This is a genomic window from Curvibacter sp. CHRR-16, assembly GCF_018474005.1.
Lineage (GTDB): Bacteria > Pseudomonadota > Gammaproteobacteria > Burkholderiales > Burkholderiaceae_C > Allorhodoferax.
Genome location: NZ_JAHCSH010000002.1, coordinates 575,952 through 592,430, shown reverse-complemented (window position 1 = coordinate 592,430; position 16,479 = coordinate 575,952). Strand labels below are relative to the sequence as shown.

Genomic DNA, 16,479 nt, shown 5'->3' with positions numbered 1-16,479 from the left:
GTCCTCGTTCGGTTTTATTGATACTATGTGCGATACATCCATTGAATGTAATCCGCATATTTAAATGCCGATCCCCGCTAAGAGATCAGCTGTTATTTCTTTAATAACAGCTGATCTCTTGGTTTTATTGAAGATTTGTGGCGGGGGATATATCGATGCGAGTTGCTCGCTGTGACAACACGGTTTTGGCCGGTGTCAAGTTGGTGAGGGAAATGTCCGATGCCTTGCCATCGGGTCGGTTGTTGCCGTAGCCATTGAGTTTTCCAAGAAAGCCTCGATTGGTGCCAAGCTCAATGAGCATATTTCCGGGAATAAATGCGGGCTGGGCGGTGTACAGCTTTACCTTGTGTTGGCTGCCATTGATTTGGGCTAGCAAGTCATTGGTTCCACCTCGACTGTCGAGAATCTCCAACTCGACTTGCGCCCCTTTGGCGGTGTTCTGCGCAATGCTGAGTGCCTCGGCATATTTGGCATCGGCCTTGCCACCAATCACTGTGTCGCCGCTACCGACATGAAAGCCCGCCTGAACGGTATCGCGGACGGTCGAATTGACAATCAGGTTGCCACCAACACCGAAGCCAGTACAAATCCCTCGGCGCATTCCGGTCACGACCGCATTGCGGATGGTTGTCTTACCCGTTGGTGTATTCCCGCTCTTGTCATACAGGCGGATGCCGTCTTCGCTGAGCGACACGACGTCGCCGTGCGGGATGCGGCCGTCCGAATCGGGCATCACGCCCTCGCCACTGCCACGCATCTTGAAATCGCGTTCTGCTGCAAAGCCGCCGGTTTCAGCCAAAATGTCGTCGGTCGGTCGCAGCAGGCCATCCACCTTGCACCCATCAATCAAGCTATCTGCGGCGCCCTGAATGAAAATGCCATGCCCCATCGCTCGCATGTGCACCGTGCAATTGAGCAGCGTGACGCGGTGTGCCGGTGCACCGATGCGGATGCCGTTCATTTTGCGGATCGGATCACCATTGATACCGAACAGGCTGCCGTAGCCCCAAGGCACAGAACCCGCAGTACGAACCGTTGCACCATTCAACGTCACGTCATCACCGGTGATATTGACGATCTTGTTGCGTGGTTGAATACCGGGCTTATCGCCATAGGTTTCGAAGTAACCGCCCTCCATGCGAACCCGATCGCCAGTGAGGTCGATCACGCTATAAAAGCCACCAACGCCGGGGATGACCCCGAACTTTGAAAATAGCTCGGTGTTCGCTTGGATGCGCACCCCGGACATGTCGAAGGTGCTGTCGTTGCCAGTGAATTCGATGAAGTGCTGGTAGAGCGCCTTTTCCACGCGATAGGTACCTGGTTTGAGACGCACCTTGACTTTGTCGAGCCGGGCATAACCGCGTAAGGCGTCAAGGCTATCGGTGACTATGAATCCATCGGCGGCCATCTTCGGCGCAGTCGTATCGGCCACGGTGTCGATGCCGGAAATGGAATAGCTGCCGCCCGAGCCACCCGTGCCACGCAAAATTCTGAAGACCAGCTCGCCATGCAAGTGCAGGCCAGTCAATTCAATCTGGCGATTGTTGGTTGGCCCTTTGTGGCGCCAGATTTCATTGGCAGCCGCGTCGTAAAGCACGATTTGGCTGTCGCCAAGCTCACCGGTCGCATCAATGTTAAAGCGGAGTGCTGATACGTCCTTGTTAAGTCTGCGATGGACTGAAATATGCGCAGCCAAAGCCGCCGAACCGTCTGCCGTCGTGGCCTTGAAGCCAGCGTCCGACAGGTTGATGGTGAAAGTATTGGCGTTGTCGGGATGGTTGAAGCGCAGCATCCAGTCACCTTGGATGCGCTGCGGAAGGCCAAGCTGCGGCTCGGATGCCAGTACAGGTGTCAGTGCCGTGAGGCCGAGCAGCAGGGGGATAGCCAACACGTGTTTTGACCACCGACGAGTGAACGCGAAAACATGGAGGGTGTTCATCGCAAGCTCTCTTTCTGTCTTGAAAAAACTTGAATGGAGTGGGTTCAGCACAGTTGGCAGATGTCGAGCACCTGCATGTCCGTGTAGTCTTGGTTTTCACCACCCATGGCCCAGACGAAGCCATAGCTGGCAGTCCCTGCACCCATATGGATAGACCAAGGTGGTGACACCACTGCCTGTTCGTTGGCAACGACGATGTGGCGCTCTTGGCCTGGTTCGCCCATGAAGTGAAAGACGCGATCTGCTGGGTTTAGGCGGAAATAAAAATAGACTTCTGAGCGGCGATCATGGAGATGCGGTGGCATCGTGTTCCACACGCTACCGGGTTTGAGGATCGTCAGCCCGAGCAGCAATTGCGCAGATTCACAGACGCCTGGAATCACGTATTGGTAGATGGTTCGCTGGTTCGAAGTTTCCGGTGAACCCCGCTCCAGTGGGGTGGCTTTCTCAGCTGCGATGAGCTGGGTGGGGCGCGTAGCATGGGCCGGTGTGGATACCAGATACAAGCGTGCTGGTGCATCAGGATTGGGCGAGCGCATTTGCACATCGACTGCACCCATGCCAACGTAGAGGCAATCAAGCGGTGCCAGCAGGTACGCCTGTCCATCTACTTCGACCTGGGCCGTGGCCGTCGATACATTGACAATGCCTAACTCGCGGCGCTCCAGAAAGGGGCGCCCAGCCGCTGACTGCGGTGCGGTTTGTTTGGGCAAGTGCAGTGTTGTGTGAACTGGAACTGCACCGCCAATGACGAAACGCTCATGGTGAGAGTAATGCAGGACTATTTCACCATCGGTGAGCAGGTTTTCGAGCAAATAGCGCTTGCGGAGTTGCTCGTTGGTAGCGCCCGCCATTGAGTCGGGATGGCAGGCTTGATGGACGCATTTGTACATAGATTTCTCCATTTCAATCAACTCACCAATGGGGGCGCCAGTGGCTGGACACGCGGGCCAGTGCTTCTAAGAAAAAATAGTCACCCCACAGATTGGCTTCATCCACGCCACGGCCATGGGGCTTGCTGTAAACGCCGTGCAGCAGCAGGCCATCGGTGGCTGGCGCGATGCCGCTGCAGCGGGCTATCAGACCGTCAAGGATGTGCAGCGCCGCTTCTCGGTAGCGCGTCTGCGCATCACCTGCTGGCAGCAGGTTGGCGATTTCGAGCAGCCCGCAGACGGCAATGGCCGAGGCGGAACTGTCCAGTGGTTCACCACTGCCTTCACTGAACACAAGATCCCAGTAAGCAACGCCATCGGCTGGGAGATGGCTCAGGAAGTAGTTCGCTACCCGGCATGCGGTATCGAGCAGACCAAGCTCTGGTGCGTATCGATGGTTGATAGCAAAGCCATAGATGGCCCAAGCCTGCCCACGAGCCCAGCACGAGGTATCGGCATGCCCCTGCGCCGTTGAACCATGCAGCGGGATCCCGGTTTGCGGGTCGAAATGGAATGTGTGAAAAGTGGAGTCGTCCGGGCGAATCAGATAGTCGCGCGAGCGTTGTGCATGCGCGCATGCGGCGGCCCGATAGTGTGTTTTCCCTGTGACCTCGCTAGCCCAGTGCAGCAGCGGTAGATTGAGCAAGCAGTCAACGATGATTCGTCCCCGCTCCAAGGGGTCGTTGAGGTTGCCCCACGCTTGAATCACACCAGCCGATGGCAAGTAGCGCTGCATCAGCGTGTCAGCGGCGCGCACAGCAGTGTCGCGCCATTGCGCAGTCTGCTCGATTCGCCAAGCCGTCACGCACGATGGTGTGTAGAGAAAGCCCAAGTCGTGGTGATCCACATCGTCACGCCTATCAAGCCGTATGGCGTAGCTGGGTAGTTGTGCACGTGCGGTATCGGCAAATTCTGATCGGCCTGTTAGCTCGAAGGCCATCCACAACAAGCCAGTCCAAAATCCGGTAGTCCAGCCTACATTGCTACCGTCCGGAAAACCGGCTTGGCGGTGTGCTTGGTAATGTCCACCGACGGTGGTGTCGCCAGGGAAGAGCGTTGAGAAACGTGTGCGTTTAGTCGCTATTTGTTCAATTGCAGTGGCCAACGCGGACTCGATGGCTTGTGCGCGAGTGGTGGTTGCCGGGGGAGTCGATGTGGCAGTTTTCAAATCAAGTTCTCCATAAAGTGGCGGGGAGGAATGGCTCCTCGATGAGCGAGTTTTGCGGCGGCGATGCGGTTGGCGTTCGTTGCAGCCGTTGATGCAAGGTCACCCTGCAGTAGCCGGGCTAAGAACACCCCGTTCCAGCAGTCACCGGCACCGGATGTATCCACGACAGAGCTGGGTGTAGCTGCAGCGATGGTTTGGGGTGTCTTGTCTTGAATCAGCACGCATCCATGGCCACCGCATTTCAGTGCGACCGCCAAGCTGGGACGGACAAAGCGTTGCGCCAAGGCTGTGGGATCCGTTTCTTCGGTGTCGGAGAGGTCAACCAGTGGGCCATCCCCCCCCTGACTCGGTAGCAGCCAGTCACACAGTGACAGCAACTCTTCAAAGGCCGCTTGGGCAGTCGCCAGCCCACCGTGTGGCGCCCATAGTGCGGCGCGGTAGTTGGGGTCGTAGGCGACCAGTACACCGTGCTCGCGTGCCAACTGGGCTGCAGCCAAGGTTGCGGAGCGGGCTGAGGGGGACAGGGCTTGTGTGATGCCGGACAGCAGTACAGCCCGTGCATGGCGGAATGCCGCCGGATTGAGGTCTGCTGGGCTGATGCGAGAGGCGGGCGTGCCATCACGGCGGTATGTGAAGCTGCGTTCGCCGTCGGCATCAACGGAAATAAAGTAAATACCGTTCGGTCCAGGTGACAAGCTGACCTCGGTCGTATCGACGCCTTCCTCTTGCCAAGCGTGCAGCAACCCAGCAGCAAAAGCATCGTCGCCTACTTGACTGATGAACGCTGTGCTAGCCCCGCAGCGTGAGGCCGCAACCAGCGCATTGAGTACGTCGCCACCATAGCGGCGCTCGAACACCAGGGCTTTGTCCAGCGGTGTCGCTCCAGCATGGAATTCGACCATGCATTCACCCAGCCCGATGAGATCGATGGACCGTTGGGCATTCATCGTGCCAGCCACCCACCATCGACGACCAGAACATGGCCATGCACATAGTCAGCCGCACGCGAGGACAAGAAAACGGCAGCGCCCGCTATGTCCTCTGGTTGTGCCCAGCGCCCAGCAGGTATGCGCGCCAATATCTGCGCGCTGCGCTGCTCGTCCGCACGCAACGCCTCAGTATTGGCCGTTTCTACATAGCCTGGGGCAATTGCGTTGACGTTAACACCATGCGCAGCCCATTCGTTGGCTAGCGCTTTGGTCAGCCCTGCGACGGCATGTTTGCTCGCCGTATACGCGGGCACGCGGATGCCGCCCTGAAAGCTGAGCAAAGAAGCGATGTTGATGATCTTGCCGGATCCGCGATGCACCATGCGTGCGCCAGTCGCTTGCGATAGGCGCCACAGCGCATCAAGGTTAATGGCTATCACGTCAGACCAATCACGTTCGGTGTAGGTGATCGCATCGGCTCGGCGAATGGTTCCGGCGCAATTGACGAGAATGTCGAGTGCGCCCCCAAGGCCAGCTTCGACCGTATCAAGCAAAGGGGCCATGTCGCGGGTGGCAGCGAGATCGCAGCCAATCGGTAGTACAGGGTGCACCGAATCGCTGTGCTGCATGGGCAATTTCACAGCACTGCTATGACGGGTGATGGCAACGCGGGCTCCTGCATCAGCCAGAGCCTGAGCAACCGCCGCACCAATGCCAGTAGCACCTCCCGTTACGAGGGCCTTGCGGCCCACCAAAGAGAAAAGTGAAGACACGGTTATTCCTTTGGTCGCTTTTACTTGGTGAGAGGGCTGCCGCGTTTGGCGTAGCCGTCGAATGCTTTTTGCATCAGCGCAGTAGCACGGTTGACTCCCATTTGGTCGAGCTGCTTGAGGTAGTCGTCGAACTTGTCGAGAGACTCTTTGCCCAAGATGAACTTGGTGGTCATTTCAGCAACATAGGGGACAACATTGCTCATCGTGCTGGCAAAGCGTGAAGCATCACTGGCATCAACCGAGAGAGGAGGCAGTTGCAGTTCCGTAGAACTGCTAGACCACAGCGCGACAGCATCTTTTTGCTCTTGCAGTTGGTAGAACTGGAGCAGGTACTGCGGATCTTGCACAAAGGGGCCCGCTTGTGGACGTGCGTGCTGCAAGATGGCTTCGTAGATAGGCAGTTTGGGGTTTTTGATTACGCTGTCGGTGTAACGGGGTTGCCCGTTGACCATGGTGTAGCTGACGCCTTCTTGGCCGAAGTTCATAGCGAGTTGGCCTTCGCGTGAGTAGCCGTAGTCCAAAAAGCGGACTGTTTCAATGACTTTCTTGTTCTGGCTGCTGATCGCTGCTCCGCCCCCATTGAACAAGTTACCCGCTTCTGGCCATGTGTTGTGGCGCTTGCCATCCCGTGCTGCAGGAAATGGCACCGCCACGAGGCGGAAACTGGGTGTGGATCCTTGGCCTAGGCGCGTGTAGCGTCCCAGTCCACTGCCAATAAAGCCAGCATAGGCACCAACCTGATTGTTGGCCATTTTTGTATCAAGCTGGGCGCCGGTTTGCGATACGAAGTCACCGTCGATCAGGCCTGCGGCATACCACTTGTGCATCGTCGTCAGGTAGTCCTTGTAGGCGGGCTGGTTTGGTGCGTAGAGCACTTTCCCACCTACTTGGAAGAAGTTGGGTTGCAAACCGTAAGCACTGAGGAACGGCCATAGTCCGGTTGGCAATCCTGGTGCGATGGGGTCGCTAGGATCGGTCTTGACCGAATAGGGGATGACATCGTTCTTGCCGCTAGGGGAGCGCGTCTTGAATGCCTGCAGCACTTGCGTCCATTCGTCAATGGTTGTCGGTGCTTTGAGTCCCAATTTGCTGAGCCAGTCGGCACGGATTTGTGGCCCCCAGAAGGTGCGTACTTTGGGGTCCAAACGCAGCATGGGGAAGCAGTAAATATCGCCCTTGTCGGTGCTGATCTGGCGGCGGATTTCGGGGTTTGAATCCAGCAGTTTCTGCAAATTCGGCGCATGCTGCTTGATCAAGTCATTGAGCGGGATGATGAATTTGTTATCCAATGCCTTGGTCGGCCCACCGGGGTAAGCAGTCCAGTTGTTCCACTCAATCACATCGGGATAGTTGCCCGAGGCTTGCAAAAGTTGGAAGCTTTCTTTTTCAGAACCCAGTGCTGGGTGGCGAAATTGCACCGTCACGTTGGTCTTTTGCGCGAGCATTTTGTAGGCAGTTTGCTCTGCATAACTTTGCATCGTTGCGGCAGCTCCGCGCTCCAAGGGGGCAAACCACGTGAGCGTGGTGGGCTGCGTTGCGATGGGCGCAGAAGCTTGTGCGTGCAAACCGGCTGCGGAAAAAAGTGTTGACGTTAACAGGGTGAGTTTAATAAGGCGCTGAGTGGGGTACATGGTGGTCTCCTTTAGTTATGGTCACTGTTCACAGAAAGGGTCGGTCATTCCTTAACGCCGCCAACCATGGCACCTTTGACGAAAAAGCGCTGGAGGAAGGGGTAGAGGCAAAGAATGGGCAAGGTAGCCATGACGATGGATGCATATTTGATCGTGTTGCTCAATGCTTCGCGGCCGGCTACATCGCCAAGCATCATCGATTCGGTGTTGTTTGTAATCAGGATTTCGCGCATCACCAGTTGTATCGGGTAGAGGGAGCGATCTTGGAAAAACACCATGGAGTAAAAGTAGCCATTCCAATGACTTACTGCATAGAACAGGCCAATGACAGCCAGTGTCGGCATGCAAAGCGGAACGTAAACTCGGAACAAGATGGTGAAATCTCCAGCGCCGTCAACGCGGGCTGCATCCTCAAAATCTTGTGGCACCGCATTGAATGCGGTACGTAGGATGAGTAGGTTCCAGACGTTGATGGCAAATGGCAAGATGATCGCAAGACGGCTATTGAGTAAACCCAATTCACGCACCAGCAGGTAAATGGGGATCAGCCCGCCGCTGAAATACATCGTAAATATCACCAACAGAAGAATTGGCTTTTCGACAGCGAGGCGTTTGCGTGACAGCGCATAGGCACCGAAACATGTCAGCACAAGATTGAGCGCAGTACCGCCAATGACGATGATCAGTGTGTTCAGAAAGCCAGTGCGGATCAGCGGATTTTCCCAAACGCGGGTGAATGCATCCAAGGTGAATCCTTGAGGCCAGAGCAGTAAACCACGATGCGCGATCAGGGCATTGGGTTCGCTCACGGAGGCCACAACGACGTAGTAAAACGGATAGACCGTCAGTAGGCAAATGAGCGCCAGCAACAACACATTGGCGGCATCAAAACTGCGCCCTAACCAACGCTGTCGGGCGCGGGGTGCATGGTCAGTACGTGGCGGTAAAGTGGAGGGAAAACGCGATGTAGTAGTCATGATGGGGCTCCAGGAGTGCCATTCACCACAGGCCGTTGCCGGTCAAACGGCGGCTGATGCGGTTCGCGACGATGAGTAGCACCATCGCAATCACTGAGTTAAAAAGTCCGACTGCAGCGGCAAAGCTGTAGTTCGCATCAAGGATGCCGCGTCGGTAGACAAAGGTGGAGATGACGTCCGCAGTTTCGTAGACGCTTGGGTTATAGAGGAGCAGGATTTTTTCGAATCCAACGGTCATCATTTGACCCAAACGGACGATCAGCATCATCATGATCACGGGCAGCATGCTGGGTAGCGTGATGTGCACAAGCTGGTGCCAGCGATTGGCACCATCAACCCGCGCAGCTTCGTAAAGTGTGGGGTTGATGCCGGCCAAGGATGCCAAGTAGATGATGGATCCCCATCCTGCTGCTTGCCAGATTTCCGATGCCACGTAGATAGTACGGAACCATGCCGGATCGCGCAGCAGAGGTTCGCCATTGGCACCCAGTTGCATGAGTATTTGCGTGATGACTCCATCGCGGGCAAGGAAGTCAACCATCATCCCTGCGATCATGACAACGGAAATGAAGTGCGGTAAATAGACCAGCGTCTGAACCCACTGCCGAAATCGCATGCTGGTCAACTCGTTGAGCATCAGGGCCAGCACAATCGGCGCAGGGAAACCAAAGAGCAGGTCGTACAGGTTCAGCATCAGCGTGTTCACCAGCAGGCGCTGGAGATACATGCTGTTGAAGAACTCTTCGAACCACTCAAGTCCTACCCACGGGCTATTGATAACGCCGGCGACAGGGTCATAGTCTTTGAACGCGATGACGACGCCGTACATCGGGACATAGTGGAAGATAAGGAAATACAGCACGACAGGCGCGAGCATCAGATAGGCCCATTTGTGTCGAGCCAATTCGCGCCGCAGCTTGCTGGGGCGCCCTGCAGTGTTGCTGGATGTGAAAGAAGAGGTGCTCATGTCAGGTTTCCTTGCGACGTGTAGCCTTGGCAGGGTGCGCTGCCATCTTGGGTGCGATCCCGCTGCTTGCGCGAACGACAAGTTCGGAGGGGAGTTCAATGCGCTCGCTGGCGCGGGTGCCCGTTTCAATTTGAAGCAGCAGTGTGCGCACGGCGGTTTCTGCGATGCGGTCAATGGGCTGACGCACGGTTGTCAATGGCGGGCTCGACTGGCTCACTGCCGGTAGATCATCAAAACCCACAATGGACAAATCTTCTGGAACGCGCAATCCACACACTTTGGCTGCATCCAGTGCGCCCAGAGCCATGTCATCACTGGCTGCAAAGATGGCAGTTGGGCGGTCGCGTCGAGCCAGTAATTCTTGTGTTTTTGTAAAAGCAACGGTTCTGTCGTACTCGCCAGGCACGATCAGTGCAGTATTGACTTTGATTTCTGCTTCAAGCAGCGCATCGCTGTAGCCACGTTGGCGCTCTTGTGATTGTCCTGTGTAGTGTGAGCCGGCAATGAAGGCGATGTGGCGATGGCCTAGCTCAATCAGGTGGCGTACCGCTGAGCGCGACACCTCATAGTTTTCGCCACGCACGATGGCAAGCTGCGTGGTGCTGCGGCAGTAGTTCAGCAATACCGCAGGCACGTTGCTGCGCTCAATGAGCTCCAAGTTGTTGATGGGGGTTTTGGGGAGTGCTAGCAGAAGCCCATCGCAAATCCCATTGAGCATGTGGGCCAAGGGGCCGGGGGAGGCATCGTCAGCATCGGCCCCCGCGAGGGCGATGAACAAATCTATCTTGGCCTTCTTGGTGGCTGCACTGACTGCAGAGATGACTTGCCCGATGTATGCAGAGCTGAGCTCTGTGACGAGCATGCCGACAACATTGGTACGCGTGCCGCGTAACACCTTGGCGGAAATACTGGGCGTGTAGCCCAAAGTCTGGGCTGCTTCCAGTACCTTTTTGCGGGTCGTGGCGGATGCGTAACCGCTGCCGCTGAGAACGCGGGAAACCGTCATCATGGAAACACCTGCGCGCTCAGCGACATCGGATGCGGTTATCAAGCCTCCTTCGCCGCGGCGGGTGTTTTTTCCGGTTTGTTTTTTGGACATGGTTTCAAAGGAGTGAGATATTGGCTTCGGAGGTGTCATCAAAGACGTGAACCTGCTGGGTGTCAATGATGAAGTCTGCCTCATCGCCAATGCGTGCCCTGACATGCGCTCCCACCCGGGCGACAAAACTGGAGCCATCGGCGGTGGAGGCGGTGATCAGTGTTTCAGCGCCAAGCGGTTCGACGACATCAACCGTGGCGCGCACTTGATTCTCTTCGCCGATGATGCTGGTATGTCCTTTGAGTCCAATCGCTTCTGGGCGTACACCCAAGGAAACCGCTTTGCCGTTGTAGGCAGCAGTCGCCATGGCCTTCGATGCTGGTAGGCGAATGGAAAAACCTGCGCCTATGACGCCACCGTTGGCCAGTTGACCTGGAAGAAATTGCATTGCAGGAGACCCCATGAAGCCAGCCACAAACCGGGTTTGTGGTCGTTCGTAGAGTTCAATGGCATTGCCTATTTGTTGGATGCGGCCACCTTTCATCACAACGATGCGGTCACCCATTGTCATGGCCTCGACTTGGTCATGCGTCACATAAACAGTGGTTACCCCTAGGCGCTGGTGTAGCTTGGCGATCGATGATCGCATCTCGCCTCGGAGTTTGGCATCGAGATTGGATAGAGGTTCGTCCATGAGGAATGCACGTGGTTCGCGCACGATTGCACGGCCCAATGCAACGCGTTGACGTTGGCCTCCAGACAAATCCTTGGGGCGGCGATGCAGCAGGTCTTCCAGATGCAGCATTTTGGCTGCCTCGGCGACCCGGCGTTTGGCTTCGGACTGGGGGACGCGCTGCAGCTTGAGTGCGAAGGCGAGGTTTTTTTCCACTGTCATGTGGGGATACAGCGCATAGCTTTGGAAAACCATGGCGATGTCGCGCTCGCTTGGCTGCAAATCGTTGACTACGGTGCCTCCGATGCGCAGCGTGCCTGACGAAATATCCTCAAGACCCGCAATCATGCGCAGCGTGGTCGATTTGCCGCAGCCCGATGGCCCTACGAATACGACGAACTCGCCGTCTTGGATGTGCAGGTTGAAGTCTTCGACGACCGCAATGTCCCCATAGGATTTGCGGATGCCTTCAAGAATGATCTCGGCCATGGAAAGTGTGGCTCCTCAGTTGTGTTAACGTAAACATGTTGAATGCAGTTTAAGAGCCTAATAAATGCTGAGCAATGCGGAAAAACCCGAGGTTCTCATATGGAGTGAAACTGCTTTGAAAGTGGGTTCATTGGTGATGACGTTAACCCATTGATTCCCATATGCGCGGCTTGGCTAAGATAGCCCACTTCCTTGTGCAGAAGCGGGCGCAGTCGCGCCAAACGAACCGCTTTACCTACCCATTCATGACAACAACATTCACCATCGGCGCATCGTGCGGCATGTGCGCCGTGGTACGGAGCTTGCCAACATCTTCCGTCAGCACCGCGCCGTTTTGGCAGTGCGACGGCAGTTCTTTTGCGGGTTTGTAACCATGGCGACCGCTATGTCTTTGCCCCTGAATAGTCCTTGCCCTTGTGGGCGTTTGGCCAGCACGGGTAAAACCGTGCGGCCTTACACCCAGTGTTGTGGCCAGTATCTGGACTCTCCCACGCCCGCACCGGATGCGCAGAACCTGATGCGCAGCCGCTACTGCGCCTTTGTGCTGGAGCGGGAGGACTATTTGCTGGCGACCTGGCACAGCAGCCAGCGCCCTGAGTCCTTGGACTTTGAGCCTGGCATCAAATGGCTGGGGCTGGACGTGCGCGCAGTCCAGCAGCAAGACGAAGACCACGCCACGGTGGAATTTGTGGCACGCCACAAACCGGCCAGTGGCAAAGCTGTGCGCCTGCACGAGACCAGCCGCTTTGTGCGTGAGCAAGGCCGTTGGTACTACGTGGATGGCGACGCCACATGGAGTTGATGGGAGTTGACGATGCGTGTCCTGTATTACGCCCCCGATGATTCTGCCCAGCACTGGGTGCCCGAGTTGCAAGCGGCGCTGCAAGCTGCAGGGCTGCCAGCGCAAGTGCAAGCGTGGGAGCGTGGCATGCCCACTGCGGACTTTTGCGTGGTGTGGAAACCGCCTCAGGCCATGCTCGACGAGCAGCACAGCGCCAAGGCCTACTTCGTCACCGGGGCGGGCGTGGACTCCTTGCTCACACTGCGCTTTCCGCCTAGGTTGCCCGTCATCCGCTTGGATGATGCGGGCATGGCCGTGCAAATGGCCGAATACGTGACCCAAGCCGTGGTGCGCTATTTCCGTGGTTTGGACAGTGCCGAGGCCACCATGCGCGCGGGCCAGTGGCAGCTGCCCCCGGTGCGCAGCCGGGCCGACTTCGCGGTGGGCGTACTGGGCTTGGGTGTGCTGGGCGCGCGCGTGGCACAGGCGCTGGCCACCTTCGAGTTTCCGGTGCTGGGCTGGAGCCGCAGCCCCAAGCAGGTGGGCGGTGTGCGCACTTTCCATGGCATAGCGCAGCTGCCAGCGTTTTTGCAGCAGGTGCAGTGCGTGGTATGCCTGTTGCCCCTCACCCCTGAGACCGATGGCCTGCTCAACGCCGAACGCTTGGCCCACATGCCACGTGGCAGCTACCTTATCAATGTGGCGCGGGGCGCGCATGTGGTGGATGCCGATTTGCTGGCGGCGCTCGATAGCGGTCAGTTGGCTGGTGCCACGCTGGATGTGTTTCGTACCGAGCCGCTGCCACCCGAGCATGCGTTTTGGGGCCACCCACGCCTCACGCTCACGCCGCACACCTCGGCACGCACATTGCGTAGCGAGAGCATCGCCCAAATCGTGCACAAAATGCAGGCCGTTCTCCACGGCCAGGCCGTGGTGGGCGTGGTAGACCCCAACAAAGGATATTGAGACACCATGTGTGGAGCCGAATTGACCGCATTGCCTGAGGGCGTGCAACGCGTGGCGCGCAGCCTGCAAGAGAGGGAGCACCCCCATGCGCCGCAGATGCTCAGCGATGCCGCCCGCACCGCCCAGCAGGCTGCTGACGCTTTGGGCGTGCAGTTAGGGCAGATTGCCAAGAGCATTATTTTTCGCCGAGTGGCCGACGACCGCGCCGTGCTCGTCGTCACCTCCGGGGACAAGCGGGTGGATGTGGCCAAGGTCGCCGCCCAAGTGGGCGGGCTGACCCGCGCCGACGCAGCCTTTGTGAAAAGCAGCACAGGCTTCACCATCGGTGGCGTCAGCCCCGTGGGGCATGCCAATTCGAGCGTGACCCTGATCGACCGCGAGTTGTTCCGCTTCGAGTCCATTTGGGCGGCTGCCGGGCACCCGCATGCCGTGTTTCCTTTGCAGCCGCAAGACTTGGTGCGTCTCACCAGCGCCCCTGTGGTTGACGTGGTGGAAGATGCCGCTAAGGAGGGGGTATGAGTAATTTGTTTGCTATAAAAATGCTAGCTGATAGAGCAGTGTGGGTGCGCTCTACAGCCTATTCTGACCAAGATTTGCCGCCCAGTCCCTGTGTGTCGGTGTGCCGCATGGATGAGGCGGCGGGAGTGTGCCAAGGCTGCTTGCGCACGCTCGATGAGTTGCGTCTTTGGAGCACTGCCAACGCCGAGCAACGCCTGCGCGTGTGGGCTGCAGTGGAGCAACGTCTGCAGCAGCGCCACCCGCAAGCATGGGCACAAGCGCTGGCAGATGCCGACCACTGAGGGACGCATGCACACCATCACCCTGTATTGGGACTGCGCCAGCCAAGCCTGTTGGCAGGCTTTTCAGGCGCTGCCAACGGTGCTGCAGGCCATGGCTTTGCCGCAGGGCTACCGGGTGCGCTACTGGCCAGTGTGCCTGCCAGACACCGTGCCTGCGCTACAGCGCCATGCTGAGCGGGTGGCGCAGGCCCAGTACTGGTTGCTAGCGCACAGCCTGTCGCTGCCCGATGGTTTGCCCAACCGCTATGGCTGCGATGTGGCCATGCGCTGGGTGTGGCAAGCCGACGATGCACCGCCACCCCTAGCGCTATTACCTACTTTGGCAGTGCAACCCGATACGGCCGCCGTGCAGGCCCACAGGGCGCGACTGGCGCAGCAAGCCCTGCAAGCCGGTGTGCGGCAGCTACCGTGCTGGCGCGTGGGGGAAAACCCCGCCCTAGTACTTTCCCTTGAGGAACTGGCAAATTCCTTGATGTGAAACAAGTTCCTAGGGTTGCTACTGGGGTTGTAAGCAATTCGTCAGCCTGCTGTCAGAACACGGTCAGACGCCGCTCCAAGAATGGAATCACCCTTCATACCGAAGGCTTGAAAACAGACTAGGAGACCCATCATGGCAACTACTGCCCCTCGCCCAATGACGGCGGAAGAGAAGAAAGTTATCTTCGCTTCCTCCTTGGGCACCGTGTTTGAGTGGTACGACTTTTACCTCTACGGTTCCTTGGCCGCCATCATTGCGAAACAGTTCTTCAGCGGTTTGGATGAAACGACAGCGTTCATCTTCGCGCTGTTGGCGTTTGCTGCGGGCTTCATCGTGCGCCCCTTTGGCGCGCTGGTGTTTGGACGCTTGGGTGACATGATTGGTCGCAAGTACACCTTCTTGGTGACCATCCTCATCATGGGCTTGTCCACCTTCATCGTGGGGGTACTGCCCACATACGCTTCCATCGGTGTGGCCGCCCCAGTCATTTTGATTGCCTTGCGTTTGCTGCAAGGTTTGGCCTTGGGGGGGGAGTACGGTGGTGCTGCGACTTACGTGGCCGAGCACGCGCCCAACGGCAAGCGCGGAGCCTACACCGCTTGGATCCAAACCACCGCTACGCTGGGTTTGTTCCTGAGCTTGATGGTGATTTTGGGCGTGCGCACCTCGATTGGTGAAGATGCTTTTGCCGCTTGGGGTTGGCGTATCCCTTTCATCGTGTCCATTCTGTTGTTGGCCATTTCGGTTTACATCCGTTTGAGCATGAATGAGTCGCCTGCTTTCCAAAAGATGAAGGCCGAAGGCAAGACTTCCAAAGCGCCTTTGTCCGAGTCTTTTGGTCAATGGAAAAACCTCAAGATCGTGATTCTGGCTCTGGTGGGTTTGACCGCTGGCCAAGCCGTGGTCTGGTACACCGGACAGTTCTACGCGCTGTTCTTCCTGACGCAAGCCCTGAAGGTCGATGGCGCTACCGCCAACATCATGATTGCGATTTCGCTGGCCATCGGCACCCCCTTCTTTGTGCTCTTTGGCTCGCTGTCTGACAAGATTGGCCGCAAACCCATCATCATGGCGGGTTGCTTGCTCGCGGTGTTGACCTACTTCCCTGTGTTCAACGCCTTGACCAAAGCGGCCAACCCCGATTTGGCTGCAGCGCAAGCCAACTCCCAAGTGGTGGTGATCGCAGACCCCGCCGAGTGCTCCTTCCAGTTCAACCCCACGGGCACCAAAAAGTTCACGTCCAGCTGCGATGTGGCCAAACAACGCCTGGCCAACGCCTCGGTGAGCTATGAAAACCAAGCCGCCCCTGCCGGTACGCCAGCCCTCATCAAGGTGGGAGCTACCGAGGTGAAGGTGAAGTACAGCCCAGAAGAAGTGTTGGATGCCAAGACCAAAGCCGAAGCCAAATTGGCCGAGCTGACCGCCGCCCAACCCCAAGATGCCAAGGCGGTAGAAGCAGCCAAGAAAAAGGTAGCGGACTTGGGCAACGAAAAAACCGCTTCTGCCACTTTGCTGGGCGACAACTTGGGGGCTGCACTCAAGGCCGCCAACTACCCCGCCAAGGCTGACATGGCCAAGTTCGACAAGGTGACGGTGATCGTGTTGCTGACTTACTTGGTGCTTTTGGTCACCATGGTGTACGGCCCGATTGCTGCCATGCTGGTGGAAATGTTCCCCACCCGCATCCGCTACACCTCCATGTCTTTGCCCTACCACATCGGTAACGGCTGGTTTGGCGGCTTGCTGCCCACCACCGCCTTTGCCATCGTGGCCCAGACCGGCAACATGTACAACGGCTTGTGGTATCCCATCATCATCGCCGGCATCACTTTCGTGGTTGGCATGCTGTTTGTGAAGGAAACCAAAGATGTAGACATCTACGCCAACGACTGATAGAGCGGCGGGCAGCTTGCAGGGATGCGGTTGCCCGTTCT

17 protein-coding genes are annotated in these 16,479 nt (G+C 57.4%); 7 read left to right on the top strand and 10 right to left on the bottom strand.

Annotated features, from left to right (window positions below):
* Positions 1-124 precede the first annotated feature (124 nt).
* The 10 genes from KIK84_RS06375 to KIK84_RS06330 are packed head-to-tail and all read right to left on the bottom strand — an operon-like array spanning position 125 to position 11,520.
* The gene (locus KIK84_RS06375; protein WP_214122191.1) at positions 125-1,942 is read right to left on the bottom strand and encodes a right-handed parallel beta-helix repeat-containing protein; all 1,818 of its coding nucleotides are present in this window, start codon (positions 1,940-1,942) and stop codon (positions 125-127) included.
* Between the two features lie 44 nt (positions 1,943-1,986).
* Positions 1,987-2,835 (bottom strand): 5-dehydro-4-deoxy-D-glucuronate isomerase, encoded by an 849-nt coding sequence (kduI, locus tag KIK84_RS06370; RefSeq protein WP_214122190.1) that lies wholly within the window; start codon positions 2,833-2,835, stop codon positions 1,987-1,989.
* A 22-nt stretch (positions 2,836-2,857) separates the two neighbouring features.
* Complete coding sequence (locus KIK84_RS06365; protein WP_214122189.1) at positions 2,858-4,042, bottom strand: glycoside hydrolase family 88 protein; 1,185 nt, start codon at positions 4,040-4,042, stop codon at positions 2,858-2,860.
* Positions 4,039-4,989, bottom strand: a complete 951-nt coding sequence (locus tag KIK84_RS06360) for a sugar kinase (RefSeq protein WP_214122188.1) — start codon at positions 4,987-4,989, stop codon at positions 4,039-4,041. Before KIK84_RS06360 ends, KIK84_RS06365 begins: the two co-directional genes overlap by 4 nt.
* Positions 4,986-5,744 carry an SDR family oxidoreductase gene (locus KIK84_RS06355; RefSeq protein WP_214122187.1) on the bottom strand — a complete coding sequence of 253 codons (759 nt, stop codon included), beginning with the start codon at positions 5,742-5,744 and terminating at the stop codon, positions 4,986-4,988. The genes KIK84_RS06360 and KIK84_RS06355 overlap by 4 nt, the downstream gene beginning before the upstream one ends.
* A 20-nt stretch (positions 5,745-5,764) precedes the next feature.
* Positions 5,765-7,375: a type 2 periplasmic-binding domain-containing protein gene (locus KIK84_RS06350; protein ID WP_214122186.1), complete on the bottom strand. Its 1,611-nt coding sequence runs from the start codon at positions 7,373-7,375 to the stop codon at positions 5,765-5,767.
* A 44-nt stretch (positions 7,376-7,419) separates the two neighbouring features.
* On the bottom strand, positions 7,420-8,352 hold the full coding sequence (locus KIK84_RS06345) for a carbohydrate ABC transporter permease (protein WP_214122185.1): 933 nt from the start codon (positions 8,350-8,352) through the stop codon (positions 7,420-7,422).
* Positions 8,353-8,374: 22 nt separating this feature from the next.
* Positions 8,375-9,319, bottom strand: coding sequence for an ABC transporter permease (locus KIK84_RS06340; protein WP_214122184.1), 945 nt, complete (start codon positions 9,317-9,319; stop codon positions 8,375-8,377).
* Position 9,320: 1 nt separating this feature from the next.
* Entirely contained in the window at positions 9,321-10,418 is a 1,098-nt protein-coding gene (locus tag KIK84_RS06335; protein ID WP_214122183.1) for a LacI family DNA-binding transcriptional regulator, read from the bottom strand.
* A 4-nt stretch (positions 10,419-10,422) separates the two neighbouring features.
* The gene (locus KIK84_RS06330; protein WP_214122182.1) at positions 10,423-11,520 is read right to left on the bottom strand and encodes an ABC transporter ATP-binding protein; all 1,098 of its coding nucleotides are present in this window, start codon (positions 11,518-11,520) and stop codon (positions 10,423-10,425) included.
* A gap of 245 nt (positions 11,521-11,765) precedes the next feature.
* On the opposite strand from KIK84_RS06330, the gene KIK84_RS16785 reads away from it, so the two are divergent.
* The 7 genes from KIK84_RS16785 to KIK84_RS06300 all read left to right on the top strand — a co-directional run bounded on the left by KIK84_RS16785 (position 11,766) and on the right by KIK84_RS06300 (position 16,438).
* Positions 11,766-11,891 (top strand): hypothetical protein, encoded by a 126-nt coding sequence (locus KIK84_RS16785; protein WP_284150467.1) that lies wholly within the window; start codon positions 11,766-11,768, stop codon positions 11,889-11,891.
* A 14-nt stretch (positions 11,892-11,905) separates the two neighbouring features.
* Entirely contained in the window at positions 11,906-12,322 is a 417-nt protein-coding gene (locus KIK84_RS06325; protein WP_214122181.1) for a YchJ family protein, read from the top strand.
* A 12-nt stretch (positions 12,323-12,334) separates the two neighbouring features.
* A complete protein-coding gene (locus tag KIK84_RS06320) occupies positions 12,335-13,267 on the top strand; it encodes a 2-hydroxyacid dehydrogenase (RefSeq protein WP_214122180.1) in 933 nt (310 codons plus the stop codon).
* Positions 13,268-13,273: 6 nt separating this feature from the next.
* Entirely contained in the window at positions 13,274-13,786 is a 513-nt protein-coding gene (locus KIK84_RS06315) for a YbaK/EbsC family protein (RefSeq protein WP_214122179.1), read from the top strand.
* Positions 13,783-14,067 carry a DUF1289 domain-containing protein gene (locus KIK84_RS06310; protein WP_349815904.1) on the top strand — a complete coding sequence of 95 codons (285 nt, stop codon included), beginning with the start codon at positions 13,783-13,785 and terminating at the stop codon, positions 14,065-14,067. The genes KIK84_RS06315 and KIK84_RS06310 overlap by 4 nt, the downstream gene beginning before the upstream one ends.
* 7 nt (positions 14,068-14,074) lie before the next feature.
* Entirely contained in the window at positions 14,075-14,545 is a 471-nt protein-coding gene (locus tag KIK84_RS06305) for a hypothetical protein (RefSeq protein ID WP_214122178.1), read from the top strand.
* A gap of 132 nt (positions 14,546-14,677) precedes the next feature.
* On the top strand, positions 14,678-16,438 hold the full coding sequence (locus KIK84_RS06300) for an MFS transporter (protein ID WP_214122177.1): 1,761 nt from the start codon (positions 14,678-14,680) through the stop codon (positions 16,436-16,438).
* Positions 16,439-16,479: the final 41 nt, after the last annotated feature.